9 protein-coding genes are annotated in these 19,431 nt (G+C 53.4%); all 9 read right to left on the reverse strand.

What is annotated here, in order from left to right; genetic code table 11:
- Positions 1-7: 7 nt before the first annotated feature.
- Positions 8-2,452: an O-antigen ligase family protein gene (locus tag JW799_RS04995; RefSeq protein ID WP_205428886.1), complete on the reverse strand. Its 2,445-nt coding sequence runs from the start codon at positions 2,450-2,452 to the stop codon at positions 8-10.
- 16 nt (positions 2,453-2,468) lie between these two features.
- On the reverse strand, positions 2,469-3,737 hold the full coding sequence (locus JW799_RS05000; RefSeq protein WP_176220618.1) for a sugar transferase: 1,269 nt from the start codon (positions 3,735-3,737) through the stop codon (positions 2,469-2,471).
- A gap of 370 nt (positions 3,738-4,107) precedes the next feature.
- A complete protein-coding gene (locus JW799_RS05005) occupies positions 4,108-6,318 on the reverse strand; it encodes a hypothetical protein (protein ID WP_139787080.1) in 2,211 nt (736 codons plus the stop codon).
- Between the two features lie 204 nt (positions 6,319-6,522).
- Complete coding sequence (gene ltrA, locus JW799_RS05010; protein ID WP_205428888.1) at positions 6,523-7,941, reverse strand: group II intron reverse transcriptase/maturase; 1,419 nt, start codon at positions 7,939-7,941, stop codon at positions 6,523-6,525.
- Positions 7,942-8,392: 451 nt separating this feature from the next.
- Positions 8,393-11,092: an S-layer homology domain-containing protein gene (locus JW799_RS05015; RefSeq protein WP_176220619.1), complete on the reverse strand. Its 2,700-nt coding sequence runs from the start codon at positions 11,090-11,092 to the stop codon at positions 8,393-8,395.
- Positions 11,093-11,652: 560 nt separating this feature from the next.
- Complete coding sequence (locus tag JW799_RS05020; protein ID WP_080832572.1) at positions 11,653-15,546, reverse strand: S-layer homology domain-containing protein; 3,894 nt, start codon at positions 15,544-15,546, stop codon at positions 11,653-11,655.
- A gap of 161 nt (positions 15,547-15,707) precedes the next feature.
- On the reverse strand, positions 15,708-16,853 hold the full coding sequence (locus tag JW799_RS05025) for an MraY family glycosyltransferase (RefSeq protein WP_080832573.1): 1,146 nt from the start codon (positions 16,851-16,853) through the stop codon (positions 15,708-15,710).
- Between the two features lie 132 nt (positions 16,854-16,985).
- On the reverse strand, positions 16,986-17,753 hold the full coding sequence (locus JW799_RS05030; RefSeq protein ID WP_240353149.1) for a WecB/TagA/CpsF family glycosyltransferase: 768 nt from the start codon (positions 17,751-17,753) through the stop codon (positions 16,986-16,988).
- Positions 17,754-17,759: 6 nt separating this feature from the next.
- A complete protein-coding gene (gene csaB, locus JW799_RS05035; protein WP_205428889.1) occupies positions 17,760-18,920 on the reverse strand; it encodes a polysaccharide pyruvyl transferase CsaB in 1,161 nt (386 codons plus the stop codon).
- Positions 18,921-19,431 lie beyond the last annotated feature (511 nt).

A 19,431-nucleotide genomic window follows, 5' to 3' on the forward strand; every position in this document is an offset into this window, starting at 1 on the left:
TTTACTTTCATTGGAGTAGCTGACCAAGGACGTTCGCTTCTTCCGGATCCGCTTGAATCAGCCGCTCGTAGAGCGCCGGATCGTCCTTCCCTTGCTTGCGAAGCGACGCGAGGTAGTACCTAGCCGCATAACGGTCGTTCGGTTGGGACAAATCTTCCATAATACCGGGCTGCAGCACCTCTTCCGCCTTTGCATAGTCGCCGTTGACATAGTAGACTTGTCCCGCCGCTACACGGACGGAGTTCGGCACGTTGAAAGGCCGGCTTACGATGACGGTTTCCGGCAGCTCGTCGACGCCCGCCCTCAGGCGAACCATTTCATCGTGCAGCTCGATGATCTTGTCTTCCGCCGCTTGAGAGTCGCTTCCGGATTGACGCTGATCTTCCCATTGCCGAAGCAAAACCGATACGGCTTGTTCGTAATATCCCTGTTCGTACTTATTGGACGCGATGCCGTCCAGAATGATTTGAAGGGCGGCTTCGTCGTCCCCCGCCTTCTCGTGAACCAGGTAATTCATATACATGCCCGCCTGGTAATTCGGCTCTTTCGCAACGAGCTTGTCCAAATATTGTTGCGCAACGTCGAGGTACGTCGGGTCTTGCGTTTGCTCATACACCTGGTAATTGATCGCAACCGCCTGGTTGAGAACGATCGGGTGGCCCGGGTTTTGCTTCAAGCTGCTGTCCAGATGGCTCATCATCGTTTCGTAGGTTTGATTCGTGTTGACCGCTTGCGTATATTTGTCGAATTGATCGCTTGCATAAAGCCATTTGGCGGCAAAAACGACAACCGCAATCGACAACGCCCCGAGCGCGGCAGCCGTGCTATACTGAACGATCCGTCTTTTCGCTTCCGTTACGTTCGAGAAAATGACATTCCGCTGCGTTCCGGCCAGAATGCCCAGGCAAAGGAAGACGATGAATCCGTACAACAGATAGGACATGCCGAAATCGATCAAGGAGTGAAGAAGGATCGTAACCGGCGTCATAAAATAAAACAGCGTCACGGACCGTTCCTCTTCCTCGGCTTTGCGATAGGAGCGCAGGAAGACGACGAGAATGGCCGCAATCAACCCGACAATCGCGATGAAGCCGACAATGCCCGTTTCCGCCAGCAGCTGCACGAAATAGCTGTGCGTCTGCATGCTCGAGTAAGGGTAAGATTGGTACCGCTCGTAAAACGATTCCCACGTCCCTGTCCCGGCGCCAAAGATCGGATTTTGTTTCCAGATGGACAGCGCGTCCTTATACATCGTCAGGCGTTCGTACACGCTGTGCGTTTGGAAGTTGACGCCTTCCACCCGTTCGCGAATGATCGGCGGAAGAAATCGGGTGAGGAGTCCCGAGAAAATGGCCGCCGCCCCGATCACGAACACGCCGATGAAAGCAAGCGGCAGCGTCGCATTGGCCCACCGGGATCCGAAACGTTCGGTCATTTTCGTCACCTTCGGCTCTACGTACTTAGCCAGCGCAAAGGTTGCAGCCGACATGACAACGGAAACGCCGATCAGCAGTCCCCAATAGCCGATCGTTTCTCCCGAGAACATCGCGACCGTATCGAAAGCCGCCTGATTGGCCGCCGCTTCTTGAATCCCCGTAATGACGGCGATTCCCCGTTCCGTCAGCGCCGTGTAGATCGCCAGAGACAAGCCTACGCCGATAACGGAATAAAGAATGGCCATGATCTGTTGACGGAGCGTAAACATCGCCAAAGCGGCTACCGCGATAACGGGGAGGATTACGAGCGCCCCGCGGGAGAGGGTGAGAAAAAACGACACGATGACCGGCATCAGCATAAACCCGTGAAGGAGCTGCGCAAACCGGCTGCTCGTTCGATTAATTTCAATCAATATCGCGATCCACAGCGTCAGGAGCAGTACGGCATACGCATTTGGATATTGGAAGACCGACGTAATCCGCACCCCGTCCTGCGGCGTAAGCGAATCCAGCATATACGCGTTACCGAACAAAGTAAGGAACCCGTAAAAGACGACAAAATATCCGAAAATTAGATATACGGTCGGAAACCATTGCAATATGCTTTTATAGTTGGCAAGCAAAATCCCGGCGATAAAAAAGACGAACAACATGATGCTGACAAACAGTCCGTATTTCGCCAGGTAGGGAGAGCCCGCTTGAAACGTTGCCAGAAGGTAAACCAACGGAATGACCAGTCCCGCAACGCCGAGCGCCGCGTTCGTTTTCCATGTCGTATACTTCTGCACGATATGGATAACGCACCAGCAGACAATGAAGAACGCCACAAGCATGGAATATAGGATCGGTTTTTCAAACTGATAAGAGGACGGATTATGAATGCCGTATCCCTGAAAAATCCCATTGTTAAACCCTGCGATCAGCAGCAAGCAGACGATCCAGCCCCAAGCGAACGTATGCATGATAAAGCTCGGGTTCGGCTCCAGATCGCGCTTGCTTTGTTTCTTTGTACTCACCACTCGCCACTCCTCGTCAATACGCCCCCGTACCTTTGACCACTACAGGTATCGTTTTCAGCAAAATTTTCAACTCTAGTCCCAGGCTCCAGCGTTCGATATAATAGATATCCAGGTCGACCCACTGTTCGAAATCGAGGTCGCTCCTGCCGCTAACCTGCCATAGCCCGGTCATGCCCGGAAGCACGTCCAGCCGCCTCCAATGGTAATTCGTATATTGTTCGACTTCCTGGGGCAACGGAGGCCTTGGTCCGATCAGGCTCATTTCTCCTTTTAACACGTTCCAAAGCTGCGGCAGCTCGTCAAGCGAATACTTTCGCAGCCACTTGCCGGATCTTGTCACTCGCGGGTCGTTTTTCAGTTTGAAAACCGGTCCGCTTGCCTCGTTGTCTTTCGCCAATGACGACTTCATTCGCTCCGCTTCATTGTGCATCGAACGGAACTTCAGCATATGAAAGGACATTCCGTTCTTTCCGATCCGCTGCTGGCGGAAAAATACCGGCCCCTTGGAATCCAGCTTGATCCATAGCCCAACCGCCAGAAAAACCGGCGACAGCGCGGTCAATAAAACAAGACTTCCCAAAATGTCGGCCATCCGCTTAAGCACGATGTTCATGCCTCTGAGCGGCGTTTTGACCACTTGCATGCACGGATAGTCCAGATCTTTGCGGAACGTGAACACCGTGGCCATGCGGTCGTACATTTCCGGAATAATCCGAATGTCCACATTGTACTTATATACCGCATGGATGATCGATTCGATCATTTGGCGTTCGGAAGGAATCGTAATATAGATCGTGTCGACGCGCGTCTGTTGCAGGATCGTTTCCAACTGATCGCTTCTCCCGATGATCCCTTCTCCCGTTTTATAGTCGTCCAGAAATCCGACGAAATGGTTTTTGCTTTTCCCTTGGGTGACCTGCTCCAAAATTTCCGCGCCGACCTTGCCGGCCCCTACAATAAGGACGTGGTTCCGAATCGTTCCTTTTTGATTCAAATAATTGATCAGAGCTGTATAGAGAACTCTCCATAACAAGGACTCGCACAGGATAAGAACGATAAACGTAACCAATGTAATCCTAGAATATAGAAAGGTCGTTTTCAATAAGAAGGTAATGCCAATCGTGATGAGAAAGGCATACACGCTGGATTTCGCCACAAACCAGTATTCTTCCATGAACGAACGTTCGGCTTTACCCGAGAACAAGTAGCCTTGGATAAGGGAAAAAGCATGGATGACGAGAAACATGAGCAAAAACAGCGCGTATTCCTCGATAACCGGCATCTGCCCGATCCATGAAAATGGATTAAGTGAGTTGATGTGGGTAAATTCGGGCATAATTTTCACGGTCATCAACAAGTAGAAAGTAAGAATGTATCCGATGTATTCGACAGCAAAAAAGAATCCCCGTATTTTGAGTCTGTGATTGCTCGCTTCTAACCGTTGCCGCGAAGTCGTGCCGACGGCTCTCACCTGGGCAGGGAATGTACGGGAATCTACCGTTTCTGGAATGGCCATATTCGATCTCCAATAACTTAAAGATTACTGGCTCTATTTTATCATAGTCAGACGCTTGCGTGTCGATTTTCCCGGAACTAACGCGAATATTAAAACTGCCGAGGCATCGGCCTCGGCAGGGAGTGAGAAGAGAAGTTTAAGAGCCTGCTTCCTCGGTATTCCAGGTTTGCTCAATGTACCAATAGTCAAGCGGACGGTCCGCAACCAGCTTCTTGGCGCCATTGACAACTTCATAGAGGCGAACGTTGTAATTAAGGGTACCGTCTATGCCGTTATACTCGGACGTTGCGCCGAAGGTTGCCGTTAGATCCGTACCGGCGGCAAACGAATCGGCTTCGCCCTCCAAGGCAATTTCTTTGGAGAAGTACGTATACACCGCTCCATCGTTCGGATCCGTTCCTTCAACCGTCAGCAGCAGCTTTCGATCCGTGGCGAAAACATTATAGGTCGTATCCTTGATCAAGTCGTAATTCAGCACGAGTTTAACCTCTTGTCCCGAAGCTTGCGCGAACACTTGAGGCGTGATTTCATTGATCGTAAGCTTGTACGGAGCAAGGGATACATCTTTATATGTGGTATTGACGCCTTGGTCCTGCGGGAGACGAATCGCGACCGCGTTCACATAACCGTCTGCCGTGTTCGTGCCGGTCGTATAGTTCGTATCCGTCACGGCTTCGCCGACGATCAACTGCAGGCTGCTCGTATCGTAATCCAGAGGAATGCTTGCACTGAAGTTCAAGAGCGCCTTGTTTTTCGGATTTACTTTTCCTTCGCCGGTCGATATCGCAGCCGGGAAGATATCCCCGTTTGTATTTTTAAAGAAGCCGACCAGCTTAACCGGGTCGATTGTCCGGGATTCGTTGTTGGTCAACGTCACTTGCGTCGTATAAAGCTTGGTCGTCGTGCTCTTGTAGATATTAACGGAATCGACTGTTCCGCTCATCGCACTGCCTTCTCTTGCGATTGCGTACGCTTGTTCGGAACCGTACACCGGAATTTGGGCGATTGCCGAAGCGTTGGTCAATTCGCCAATCTTCGTCGAAGTTTGCTCATCGACCTTATTGTTCACCACAAGCTTAACCGAATTCAACGTGTAATTGGTCGGAAGCTTCGCATAAACATCGATATCTACGTAGCCATTGGCGTTCAAGCCAAGCTGATTGCTGATCGCGATCGTTTTAAAGTCCAGCTGAACCTTGTCATCCAGGTAGAAATAACCGGCAAGATTAGGCAAGGCAGCCGTCTCCGTGCCTTTATTCTGAATGCGGATGCGAGCGGTCAATACGTCCTGACTTTCCCAAGGCTGTCTTACAATCTGCAGCAGGCTGACTTGGTAGGAGCCTTGGGTGTTCGTATACGTAAATTGATTGCTTGCCGTCGTACTGCCTGTAGACCCACCGAACGAGAGTTGGTATGCTCCGACCGGCAGCTCTAGGGCGGTCTCTCCCCCGTTGTCCTTGGCCACGATAAGCTTCCAGCCGGTCGTTTTCAAGGAAGCCGGAATGTTGGCGGTTAGCTTGACTTCCTCCCTCTTCAGAGGAGCGATAACCAAATCTTCCGTCTCCTCCGGCGTCGCTTCATACATAATGCCTTCTGCCGTCTGAATGTAGTACTTGTATTTGCTCAGAGTTACCGCATTTTTTCCGACGTTGTTATAAACAAAATTGATGGTGGCCAAGTTATCGTCGCCGGAAGCTCCGATCGTGGCCGAGAGAACTTTCGTATTGACTTGCGTATTGCTGAAGTACAAAACTTTATACGATCCAGACGCCACAACGTTTGTATAGTTGGTCGGGAACTTGTAGCTGCCAACCGTCTTCTCATAGTTATTCGAACTGTAAGAGCTAAAGTCGAACTTCACGAGCCTGAAGATCAGATCGGAAAGCTTCGTCGATTGTCCTACGGTTGCATAAAGGGTAATGAACGTTTTGGAATACGGGGAAACCTTTGTTTTATTCGCATCCGCAGCCGACGTTTTAATAGGATATGTGCTTCCCGAAGCGCTGCTTAGCCGGAACCAGTAATCCGAAAGATCCAGTTCCTTCGCTTCCCCATTGTAAATGCTCAACGTAAACGTAGCGATTTGGCCGCCGTCCGTCGGCTTCAAGGCGACATCCACCAAATTGAAATAGCTCTTGCCGGATATGTAGATCGGTTTGACGACAGATGTCACGCTCGTTACTTTCGGTGTCGAAGCTGCAAACGCAGTTGTCGACGAAGCATATAAAGGAGCAGCGGCTATCATAGCTGCCGCAACGCCGATTGCAATCCGCTTTACTTTGCCTTTACGCAACATGATCCTTATCCTCCCTAAATTCCCTTTACTCTCAGTATAAAGCGAAAACATGAATAGAAGATGAATAGAACTTTAACCGCTAATTAGGAATCTAAACTATATACGTAAGAAACGTGCAAAAAGTTGTTGAAAAGAGGGAGTTTTCTTCTTTTTTATCCTTTCTTAAGCTTAATCGGGTAGGAGGCTACTCATTAGTTGAGTAGCCGACCTCCCACACCACCGTACGTACCGTTCGGTATACGGCGGTTCCTAAGTTTACATTCGAACAGACTTGAAATACGCTGAGAAGGTTGTGTAACCGGCTTTCTCCAGAAGTATGTCGGTTACAGTCGTGTGCAGGATTGGGCTTTTGGCTGTTCGCCAATAGCCTTTTCTTGTACTCGCGAACTTGAAGGCGGTGTTGTGGTCGTTTCCGAGTTTACGTAGCATGGCATATCGGGTTCGTACGCGTTTCCAACGTTTCCAAATGTACATGCGTATTCTTCTTCTGAGCCATTGATCGGTTACCTTAAGCAGGCTCTTCATATCCGCGAGTTTGAAGTAATTCAACCATCCCGTTATGAATTGTTTCAGCTTTAATTTCAGCTCGTCATATCCAAACCCTTTGCTTCTTGCCGTGAGCTCTTTTATTCTCGCTTTCATTTTGCTGATGCTCTTGGCGTGGGTACGTAATTTAATTCCGTCCTTGGACGGATAGAATCCGTAGCCCAGAAATTTGATCTTTCCGATGTAGGCCACCACTGTCTTCTCTAGGTTCACCCGAAGTCGCAATTTTCCTTCGATGAATGGCAGAATGTGTTCCAGCATCCGCGCCGCTGACCTTTTCGTCCTTGCGAAAAGGAGCATATCGTCCGCATATCTGACGAACTTGATTCTTCTGCGCTCCAGTTCGCGGTCCAACTCGTTCAGCATGATGTTACTGCACAGGGGACTAATATTGCCGCCCTGTACAAGTCCCAGCTCTGTCTCCTCGAATTTCCCCTTGTTGATCGCGCCTGCCGCCAGATATTTGTGGATCAGCGATACGACTCTGCCGTCTTTAATCGTTCTGGACAGCAGTTCGATCATCTTCGCTTGATTGACTGTGTCGAAGAATTTCTCCAAATCCATGTCTACGACATAGGTGTATCCTTCGTTTGCGTAGGCCTTACATTTCCTTAAGGCATCGTGCGCGCTTCTCTTGGGTCTGAATCCATAGCTGGTTTCAGCAAATTGGGCTTCGAAGATGGGTTGTAGCACCTGTGCCACGGCTTGCTGCAGCATTCTGTCCACTGCGGTCGGTATGCCCAGCGTTCGCATCTTCCCGTTGTCCTTGGGGATCTCCACCCTGCGGACCGGATTTGGACGATATTTTCCGTCCAGAACAAGCTTTACGAGTTCATCTCCGTTGTCTTTGAGATATTGTAGCAATTCCTCTACTTCCATCCCATCGACGCCGTGTGCGCCTTTGTTCCTCTTCACTTGCTTGTAGGCATTGTTCAGATTCTCCCGGCTCAAGATTTGCTCTAGTAGCTTGTCCCCTCGGCTGTTGGTGTTGGTGTTGTTGTTTTCAGTTATCCGCTTGTCGGTAAGCGCTCCCGCATACCCTTCGTGTTCCGCACTATCTCTTTGCGGGCAGCCCTTGCTACAGCAAGGTATTCTGCTTTCTTTTGTCCCGACTTTGGTAACTTTCATTGACTAACACCTCCTTAGGTTCAACCCTTCATAACGCTTGTCGCGTTACTAATATGGTCTCTGCTGACTTCTCACGATAAATCTTGTTTCAACCGCATCTCGCTCATCCGCTTCATGCGTCCGTGAGACCTCCCACGGTAAGACGCGTCGCTTTCATCCCATGTACCCGCCGTATTTACATCCTCGTGTCCGTGCAGTTTATTGGATTTTGTCTTGTTTAGCAGACTCGTCCCACTTTGGATGCCTGATGCGATTCGTGTTCCTCGGGTCGGGACTTTGCCTCCAGCTTCCTTCAGATTCCACCTCGCGATGGACACCCTTGCTCTTGGCTAATGGTTGGCAACTGCCAGCCCCCATAGCGGACTTTCACCGCCTAGCTGCGCGTCATGCGTGGCGCACTAAAAACAAAAGAGCAAGCCCTAAGGCTTGCTCTTTTGTTTAAAGCTAGAAATTACTTGCTGATTTCGCTGTCGGCAACTTTGTTGCCTTTCAGGTCAGCAACATTGGAGCCCGTGAACTTCACGACGATCGTTTGCGAGTTGTTGAATACATTTCCGGTGCCAGCCGTCAGCGTCAATGCGGAACCGCTGATGGACGGAGACAACGTCGTACCCGTGTACTTCGTGCCGTTAATGTAAACTTCAACACCCGAAGCCGTAACCGTGGTGTTCAGAACTTCGCTGAACGTTACTTGGATAGCTCTGTCGCTGATAACCGCAACCGATTGAGCAACCGGAGCAACGTTTTCGTTCAGGAATACAACTTGTTTGTAGTTGGATTCGTTGTCCGTGTTCAGCGTATTGCCGTTTTCGTCAACGATGTTCGTAACGCTGATCAGACGATCGCCGCTTACCGGCGTTGCGCCAGCAGGCAGTTCAGCGATTACGGTTTTGGTATTGCCCAAGAAGTAAAGGTTCGTACCGCTCGGCAATGCAACACCGTTAATTTGGAACTTGCTAACATCAAGCGCTGCAGTCGTCAAGCTGTGGCTGAATACGAACTTGATCTGGTTATTAGCCAGCGTTGCGTCGTTATGTCCAGCCGTACCGCCATTCGTGTAAATAGTAGCCGTAACGATACCGCTCGTCGTGTTGCCGGAAACCGTCAGCGTAACCGTCGTAGCCGAAGTTTTGTTGCCGGCAGCATCAGCAAAGAAGGATGCGCCGTTCGGAATCGAAATGTCGTATTTACCAGCCGGCAGCGAGGATACAGAGTATGCGACATAGTTTGCTTCGCCGCTTTCTACCGTACCGTCGTTGTCAGCATCGTAACCGCCCGTGCCGCCGGCAAGGGAAGCCGTTTGGTTAGTAGTAACAACGTTGCTGTTGGACGTATACTTATAAGTCAGGGACGCAGGCTTGTTAGCCACGCTTTCGCTGAATTTCAGGACGATCAGGTTGCCGTCGGAGAAGACAGACTCAATCGTCGGAGCCGTCGTATCCTTGGAAATCGTCAGCGTTTGCGTCGTGTCGGAACCCGTATTTCCTACAAGATCCTTGTAGCCGCTGATTTTCACGGAAACAGTCAGGAAGCTGTTGCCGCCCAGCCAGCCGCTAACGTTGTACGATACAAGCGTCTTGTCGCTGGAATCAATCGCACCCGTAACATTACCGCCATAAGTGGTATTGTAAACTGCACCAGCCGTACCGATTTCTTCGCTGTATTTCACTTTGATCGTAGAACCGTCAACCGTTACCGAAGTAACCGTCGGAGCAACGGAGTCGCCAGGAACATTCAGCGTCGTGCTGTAGTCGAAACGGTTGCCAGCGATGTCTTTACCGCCGATCAGGTAGAAGCTGTAGTTCTTGTCGGTGTCAAGGTTGTGCACTTCGATCGAAGTGATGTCGTTCTCAGCGTCTCTGCCAATGGAGAAGTAGACAGAGCTGGAAACCGAGCTCGAAATCGTTGCGCCGTTGATGGAAACCGTACCAACGTCCGTAAGCGGTTCGCTGAACGTCAGGACTGCTTTTTTAGCTTTGTACTCGACTTTGGAAACCGTCGGAGCCGTCGTGTCGGACAGGTAAACAGCTTCCTTGTAAGCCGTCAGAGACTTGCCCGAAGCGGATTTCAGGCTGCCGCTTACCGAGAATTGAGCGTAAGTGTTCAGCGTGAAGTCAGCAAACGTCAGCGTAACCGTCGTTTTGTCGTCGCTGATGGAAGTTCTCAGCGGCTCGCCGCTTCCGCCGATCAGGAAGTAAGAAGTAGCAGTTGCAGCGGCACCTACGCCATAGTTATGGCCGCCAACCGAAACGCCTTCTTGTACGGCTTTGTTGAACTTAACAGCGATTTGCTTGCCGTTCAGAACCGTAACGGATTCAACAGCGAAGCCGTCGATCGCAACGGAAACTTCTTCGGACTTGACAGCCGTCGTACCGGCATAAGCCGTTACTTTAACCGTATAAGTACCAGCGGATTGCTTCGTGGACGTGTACGTGAACGTCTTGTCGGCGTTCAGCGTAGCAGCAGCTTCGGCAGCGGAGCCTACAGCGACTTTCACGCCGTCAACGTTGCCGTCGACTTTACCGGTAACGGTAATCGTGTCGTCGGAATTTACAACTGCTTTAACGTCAGACAGAGGTTGAACTTGACCCGCTTGGTACAGGTCGAATGCAACTTCGATCGTTTGACCGCGGGTTGCGTTGGAAGCGTAGCTCGTCGACGGAAGCGTTACGCCAGCGTCGATCAGCGCTTGGATGTAAGGAGCGGCCCAAGCAGCTGCGCCGTCAACTTTAGCGTCCGTTACCGGCTCCAGGCCGAGCGCGGTAGCTGCGACTTTGTAAACTTCTTGCAGCGTAACCGTTTGTTTCGGACCGAACTTGCCGTTGCCTACGCCGTTAACGAGACCAGCGTTGTCAGCGGCTTTGATTGCGCCGTACCACCATTGTCCGCTGACGACGTCAGTGAACGGGGAAGGAGCGGAAGTGTCTTCGGACAGACCCAGAACGGCAATGACGATCGTCGCGAATTGCGCGCGAGTCAGGTTGTCGTTCAGCATGTCGCTGCCCGTGGTCGTGCCTTTCAAAACTCCATTGTCTTTCAACTGCTGGTACTTCTGAGCAGTTGTCAGATTACTGTCGGCCGCAGACGCCATGGATGCGAACATACCGAATACCAGGGCGATGGCCAGAAGAAGAGACAAACTTTTCTTCATAACCTTTTTTTCTCCTCCTTGAAAAGGACTCTGTAGATTTGCTTTGTTCATAGAGAAATAGCTCGAATCTCTCATCTGCGTTTCACCCCCTCTCCGGAGCTGAGCATTGTCTATAATTGATGTCTGCAATCATGACTATGTAGTAGAACATGTCGCAGAAACTCGTAATCTGGAATACAAACGCAAAATAGGCAGGTAAAACATGCCACTTTATTCATTATACATGGGCAGTACCTTAGCGTAAAGAGAATTTTCCTCGAGAAACGCTAGATTATAGGTCTTTGATCCCTCTGGATAAGTCACATGATGTTAGACGTTCGGCCGACGAAAAAGTTGCGGACTTTTATGAAAAAGGCTCAAATTTTTATCGGGAACGTTGTTGTTGGCGCTCAATCGCCGCAATTATGTATTCGGGATCGATTTCTAGTATAACTTGTACGAGCCGTTTCGTCATTGCTTAACATTTTCCTGTCCGTAGAACTTCATCCAATTGATGTTTCTACTGACAAGCATGCGAAGAAAAAGAGAAGCCGGCACTGCTCAGCCGGCCTCTCCCCATGCTAGCTCAGGTTTTTCGGGAACATGCTGGTGCTTCTTTGCAATAGAGCCACGGCGATCTTGCCGGCTTCGGCCCGGGTCATCGGCAGCTTCGGATTGAAGTTGTAGGACGCCTTCGTCGCTCCCGGGACGGTGACCGGAGAACCGCTCATAATCTTCGCGGCGTTCACCGCGCTTACGGCCGGTCTTGCATAATATTGAATGTTCGACGAATCCAGGAACGACTTGGCCAGCGACGCTTCCAGCTTGCTGTCGTTCGCGGCGAGTTTCAGCTCGAGCGCCCTGGCGATCATGACCGCGGCTTGCTCGCGGGTCAGATTCCCGTCCGGATCGAAATAGCCTTCCGACACCCCGTTGACGATGCCCGCCCTTGCGGCCGTCTCGATGCTGGCGTAATCCCATACGCCGGAAGCCGCGGTCGGAACGACGTCGAAGAACGATTGGTTGTCGTCGTAATTCAGCGGAATATTGAGTCCTTTGACAAGGAGCGTCGCAAACTCGCCGCGCGTCGTCAAGTCGTCGGACCCGAATTCGCTGACCCGCAGATTGGTCATGATCCCCTTCGCGTACAGGGCGTTCAATACGTTGCGAGCCCACGAGTGATTCGTAATGTCGCTGAAGCCTCTGTTCAGCTTCATGACTTTGTAATACCCGAAGTCGTCGAACGGTACGGTGATCGTGTTGTTTTTCGTGTCGACTTCCCCGCCGATATTTCTCCATTCGCCGTCGTTCGTATAGGCGAAAACGGTGATCGTCGATCCGGCGTCGTCGACGACGTTCGAATCGTAGGTCAACGTCAGCTCCCCGCGGTTGGACGGAACGATTTTGCGGGTTCCCTGGAAGTCTTCCGGGAAGTTGATTTGCTCGTTGCCGGACATCGGAATCGAATACGGAGGCAGCCCTTGCGTTGCCGGATTCGTCGCATCCTCGCCGAGACCGCCGTTGATCCAGTAAATGTCGGACACCAGCGTAAAGTTGCTCGTGTTCGCCGTGCTCAGGAACCGGAATTTCAGGTAGTCCTCGATCTTGACGGTGGTGTTGCCGTTTTGCGACCCTCCGTTCGGATCCCGGTTGATGATGTTGCCGTAATCGTTGCGACGCTCGACGACGCCGTCGGCGGGATCGGCGATCCCGAACAGCAGCTTCGCATCCGTGTAGTACTTCGTCACGCCGCTGGCATCCTGGGCGGCCGACTTCATGACCGTTCCTTTCGGGAACGTCAGCGAGAGCTCTTTGTTAAAGACGGTATGCTTCGTCGACAGCGGCGCCAGGTATTGGGCGTCGATCTGTACCGTTCCCGTATAAAAGACGTTGACGGTTTCTGTAATCGTCGTGCCATCCCTGACGATTTCAACGCTGATTGCGTTGTTTTTGTTCTCTTTCAGGCCGATAAAATCGTAAACGAACCGGTCTTCGAAATCCGTCCGCCGGGTCGCTTCGTTGCCGTCGACCAGCACTTGCGTCGCGCCGTCCGCCTCGATATCGAAGTGGACGAAGTTTTTGTTGACGACGATTTGGTTGCCTACGGTCGGCTGCGGAGCCAGAACCCGGAAGGAAGAAGCTTCGCGGGTGATCTGAACCCGTTGCGTCGTCCGCGCGCCCGTGGAATTGATCAATTCCAGGTTATACGTATGCGTGCCGGGATCGGCAAACGACAGGTCGCGGAGCCGAATAATAAATTCGTTGCCGTTGTTGGCGTAATCATAAGTAAGCGTCGCGCCGTCGATCGGACTCGTAATCTGCGATGTCACTTGGGTCGGCAGCGTATCCAGATTCAGGCTGAGGAACGTCGCCGTGCTGCCGAAGTTCAAGTTCAGCTTCGATGCGCCGCTCCCCCGAAGCACGAGGTCGTACGACGTTCTGCTCGTCATGTACTGCTCGTTCGAATAAACGAATTCGTTCGACAAAGCGAAAATTCTCGTCAAAACTTCGTCGGTAAAGTCCGAAGGATTTACGGACGGGAACGCTGCGCGGTCATCGCCGGACGTCGGATGGAAATCCGAAATCGTCGAGACGTTCTCGTCGATGATGTAAATTTTCAGCTGCTTCGTTACTTCCTGTCTGTAGCCGGAAGCGTCGAGCGTAACGCCGGTGAACAGGATGGTGTTTTGGCCGTAGACGAGCGGGCCTTCGTTCTTGATGTCGATCTCCAGGTTGAAGCTGAGATTGGACGCGCTGACGTTCAGGTTCGTGTTGTCCCCGCCGGCGTTATTGTCGTTCGTCATTTCTTTGCCGTTGACGAAATACTGCGCGCTTGCGAGGTTATCGAAGCCGATATACTGCCCCTTGATGTTCAGCTCGTTGTCCGAATCCCGGGAGTTGAACGTATAGGTCTGGCCGTCGTAAAGATTTTCTACATATATATAGCTCTTCGAAGCGTAAGTGATCGTCGCGTTGTAAGCCGCGGTCGAGCCGTTGTAATTGAATTTGACCTGCTGGATGCCGCTGGCGAAGCCGGTCACTTCATAAACCCTTTCCGTGGCGGCCGCGGTGGAATCCGCGACGGGATTCAAGGTCAACGGGCTGGTGCCAAGCGGCAGATAGACGCCTTGCAGAGCGTTCGCGCCCGGGTCCGTTTCCGAGCGAACGAGAATGTAAAAGCTCGCGCCCGCCACTTGAGATCCGTTCAGCGGAACTTTGCTCGCCGTGTTGACAGTGTTGGTCGACGGATTGTAATCCGGCAGATAGAACATCTCTTTAATAACGGTATTGCCCGGCAAATAGCGGAACTTGCCTTCGAACGTATAAGAAGCGCCGTTATACCCGATGACCAGGCGAAGCGTCTGGTTGGCATCCGTCGTTATCGTATGAGGCAGTTCGAACGTAACCAGCTTGTACGCCGAAGTCACGCCGTCCACCCCGGGAATTTCGGTCTCGGTGGCCGTCGCGATCGTCGTCGCTCCCGCGTTATTGATGTTGTAAGTGGCATTGCCCGGGAACGGCGTCGCGTTGTAAGGCACGATCATTTGGAGCGACAGCGTCGTATTCTGCGTGCTGTCCGTCAACGCCGGAGAATTGTTGTTCAACAGCGAATATTCGGCAGCCCCGGTTACATCCTGTTTCAAGCCTACCTTCGAGAACGGCTGGTTGGGGTCGAAAAAGTAGATCATCCGCGTAACGTTAATGGAGTCGGCTCCGTTCGAAACTTTGAACGAGATCGTATTTTCGCCCGGGACGAGATCGAGCGTCGGCGTATAGAACGTGCCGTTGGCCACGAGAGACGCGACGATAGAAGACCCGCCGTTCAGCGTGTAGGACACGCTGGTCGCATTTTTGACGGATCCTTGAATGGATACGTTCTTGCGGTCCACGACGACCTGCGTGCCTTCGTTCAGCACGATCGTGCCCGCGGAGCTGCCCATTACTTTAATGCTTTCCACGTAAGGGACGCTGTCATAGAGCACGTAGAACGTATCGGAACGTTCGACGTTGCCCTGCATGCCGGTAAACGTGATCTTGTTGAAGCCGGCGAAAAGCGGTAGATTGCTCGCCGTAAACCGGTTGGACGCGCTCGCATCCGCCGTTACGGTGCTCGTCACGGAATGCGCCGAATCCGTCGCGTAATACGTCCGGGCGGGCGAAACGGTCGTGTCGGTTTTGGCCGTCAGCATTTCGACCTTGACGGACATGCTCGTCGAGGTTACGTATGAAAAAGTACCGGTAATCGTCAACGTGCCCGTCGTCGTCGAATACACGTTTTCCCGCGAAATGAGCGGATTGTCGGCTGTCGCCAGCGCCGAATCCGTAACCCGTTGGGCCGTGTTATTGAGAGAAGCGATATCCGGAATAAAGTACGTGGACGCCGCGCTTGCCTTCTGGGCGAATCCGAACGGCATCAGCGTAACCACGAGAGCGGCGATCGTCAGCCATACCAATGCCCGCTTGCTGCGTTGCATGTTTCAATCTCTCCTTTTAACCGATTCTGACGTAAAAAACGCGAGATATTTTTATCTATCGGCACAAGCCGGCGCATTCTTTAGGCTTTGCGGCAATTTTTCGCAAAAAACGCGAAAAGACCCCGAAGCCAAAATTCGGGGTCCGAACATTCAATGTTGTCTTATTTGGAACGCGAATCGGTTTGCTGCTTCAGAAACATCCGGTTGAGGAAGCCGATCACCGGACGGCGCGTCTTGTCGACGATGCCGATCAGCTCGGCGCCGATTTGCAGCAAGAACAGGAGTACGCAAATGACGATGAAGGTCACCCAGTTGCCGAGGCCGGATTTGGAAATAAGGGATTGAACGATGGCGCAAGCTCCGAAAAAGGCGGCGATTCCGTAGATGATCAAAACCGTCTTGCGATGGCTGAAACCGAGCTGCTGCAGGCAGTGATGAAGGTGGCCCTTGTCGGGAGCGAAAATCGGCTTTTTCGACTTCCAGCGGCGTACGATCGCAAAGAACGTATCCGACAGCGGCACGCCGATAATGAGCAGCGGCGTTACGAACGAAACGACCGTAATTTGCTTGAACCCGAGCATGGACAGCATCGCCAAAGCGAAGCCGAGAAACAGCGATCCGGAGTCGCCCATGAAAATTTTCGCCGGGTGGAAGTTGTATTTCAAAAATCCGATGACGGCCCCGAGCAGCGTGACCGCGAGCAGGATGACCGCCTCCTGGCCCATGAGCGCGGACATGACGAGAATCGTGCCGATCGCGATCGCCGATACGCCGGCCGCCAGTCCGTCCAGGCCGTCGATCAGGTTGATGGCGTTTGTGACGCCGACGATCCACAAAATCGTAAGCGGAATGCTGAGCCATTCGGCGACCGGCTGCATCGCCGAGCCGAACGGAATGTTGACGAGATTGATCTGAATATCGAAGCCGAATACGACGACGCAGGCGGCGGCGATCTGAACGAGCAGCTTCAGCTTCGCGGACAACGTGAACCGGTCGTCCAGCGCGCCGAGCAGCACGATCAGCGTGCCTCCCGAAAGCAGCGCCATAATCAGGTTGAGGTCATAGGCGTTCAGAAAATGTTCCGGCAAAAAAGGAAGGAACAGAAGCATGCTTGCCGTAAAGGCGGCATAGATAGCCACTCCGCCCAGCCGAGGCATCACTCTCGTATGCACCTTGCGTTGGTCGGGCACGTCCATGGCGCCCACTTTAAAAGCCAGTTTCCTTACAAGCGGCGTCAGCGCGAGCGATAGGGCCAGCGCCAGGGCAAAACCGGCGATTCCGATTCCCGCTATCCAGCCTGTCGGCATTTGCAACTCCCCTTTTCTATCTGTACCGGAATGAATTATACTCCGGGCGCATCACTTCAACAAGGTATTTTTACGGCCGATTTTCGTCATTTTTCTGCAAATGCTTAATTTTCAACGCGTTTTCACGGTAAATCATCGCATTTTCAGGACTTTATCTCCGTCTTTGATCACCTTAAGCGCGAATTGAGGGAGCACGAGCATTCTCTTGAACCGCCAAGGTTCCTGAATGAGCCGGTACAGCCATTCGATGCCGAGCTTGCGGAATCCGGCGGGGGCTCGTTTGAGTTTTCCCGAGATGACGTCGAGGCTGCCGCCGATTCCCATCATGACGGGCACGTTCAACGCCTCCTTGTGCTTCGCGATCCACGGCTCCTGGTTCGCGGCGGACCGGGCGACGAACAGCAGGTCCGGATTCGCTTGGCGAATGTCCGCGATGACCGCTTCGTCCTCTTCATCCTTGAAATAACCGTTTCTCCGCCCGACGAAACGCACGCCCGGAAACTGCTTCGCCAGGTTCGCCTCCGCGGCTTCCAGAACTTCCTGCGTCGAACCGAGCAAATACACGCCCCAGCGCCGCACGTCTCCCTCGCGAAGCAGCTCGTGCAGCAGGTCGAAGCCCGCGACCCGCTCCTGCACCGGCTCTTTCAGGCGGCGGGCCGTCCAGACGATGCCCGAGCCGTCGGGCACGACCAGATCGGCGGTCGCCAGCACCCGGCGATAGGCCGGATCGTCGAGCGCGGCCATCAGCATGACCGGATTGCCCGTCACGACGCGGTTCGGCCGCTTCGCCTCGATCTGCTCGGTCAGGTAACGAACGGTCGACTGCATGTCCATCTTGGAAAAAGGAACGCCGTATATAGAGACGGTTGGAAAGGCGCGGGAGTTGCTAGCGTTCGCCAAAAAATGTCACCTTCCGTTTCGTTCTTGCAAAATTTGAAGGATCCGCGCGGCCGGCCGCAGCGCTTCCTCCCTGAGCCGGTCCAGCGCCCCTTGCGCTTCGCGCCGCCACTGGCCGGGCATGTCCAGCAGCTCCTCCGCGCGGCTCGCGAAGCTTTCCGGATCGAGCGATTCGGTCGAGCCGACCGCCCGCTGGCCGAGGCGGGCCAGAAACTGGTCGATCTTCGGATCGTAGGACAGACCGATCAGCGGCACTTCGCGATTGGCCGCGTAGATGAGCGAATGCAGCCGCATCCCGAACAGCAAATCGCAATTGCCCACCTCGCGCAGCATGTCGCGCGGGGAGTCGTGCGCCGGGGCCAGCTCCGCGCCGGCCCCGAAGCGCCCGAGCCGTTCCATCACGTACCGCGAGGCCTCCTCGTCGGAACCGCGATGGAACGGCAGCAGGCGCAGCCGGACGCTTCGCCGTCCGGCCAGCGCCGCCAGCGCAGCGGCCGCCCGGTCGAGATCCGACCGGTCGCCGCGCCAGAAGCGCACCGACACGCCCACGACCGGGGGCGTGCCGTGCGCCTCGCGCCCGGCGGCCGCGGCATCGCCGCCGCCCGCGCGCGCCGGGGACGCTGCCGCCTCCGGCAGCGTCAAGCCCATGACCGGATCGGCGACGACGTCGATCCGGCCGACGCCGAACTTGCGCAGCAGTTCGGCCGATTCCGCGTCGCGCACGGACACGTACGCGGCTTTGCGGAACGCGCGGGCGATGATCGGGCGGAAGATCGCCCGATTCACCGGACCGATGCCCTGCGCGTAAACGAACGTCGGCTTCCCGCACCAGCGGGCGAGCTCGAGCACGCCGATATAATACGGGATGGACCCGAGCCCCGTCGCATCCTGGAGCAGGCTGCCCCCGCCGCTGATCAGCCCGTCGCTCGCGCGCAGCGCCCTTCGCATGTCGCCGAGCTTCATCCGGTTCACGGCGCGGACGCCGTACTGCTTCTCCGTCCAGGCCGGATCTCCGGAAAAGACGATCGGCTCGAACTTGAGGCCCTTATCCGCCGCCGCGTCTTCCAATGCCGTCAAGATGCTCTGCAGCACGGCCTCGTCACCGCTGTTCCGAAAGCCGTAGTAGCCGGACAGCGCCAGGCGGACGACGTTTTTTGCTTTTTCCTTCATTAGGGTACGCACCGCCCGTTTTTCCATTCAAATCTAATTTTGTTCGACGGGGTGTTCGGACAAATTTCGCAAGCCGGACGCGGCCCTGCCCTTGCGATTGACAGCGGACAGGTCCCGCCTTGCCGTTCGCGCATGAAGATGCGAAGTTCGTCCGGGCTAGGTTATCCTTCGGACCCGTTCGATATCGCCGACAGATACAGAGCCCCATTCGGACAAAAAAATTGGAACCTTGCGAATTATCGCATCATGCGTGAGAGCAAGCAATCCGCTTTGTCGATCCGATTGTCCATGGCCCCCTAGGATTTATCATACCAAGCCGGACTGCCGGACGATTCGTGCCCATTTTTGCATGATATTTCGCACAGACCTCTGCCAATTGCCGCCTCGGCGATGATATTTGTACGATTTTTCATACAAAACCGGCCAGCCAGACGGTTCCGCACTCATTTTTGTACGATATTTCATACAAAACCTCTTCATTTGCCGCCTCGGCGATGACTTTTGTACGATT

The organism is Cohnella algarum (assembly GCF_016937515.1).
In the GTDB taxonomy this organism is placed as follows: domain Bacteria; phylum Bacillota; class Bacilli; order Paenibacillales; family Paenibacillaceae; genus Cohnella; species Cohnella algarum.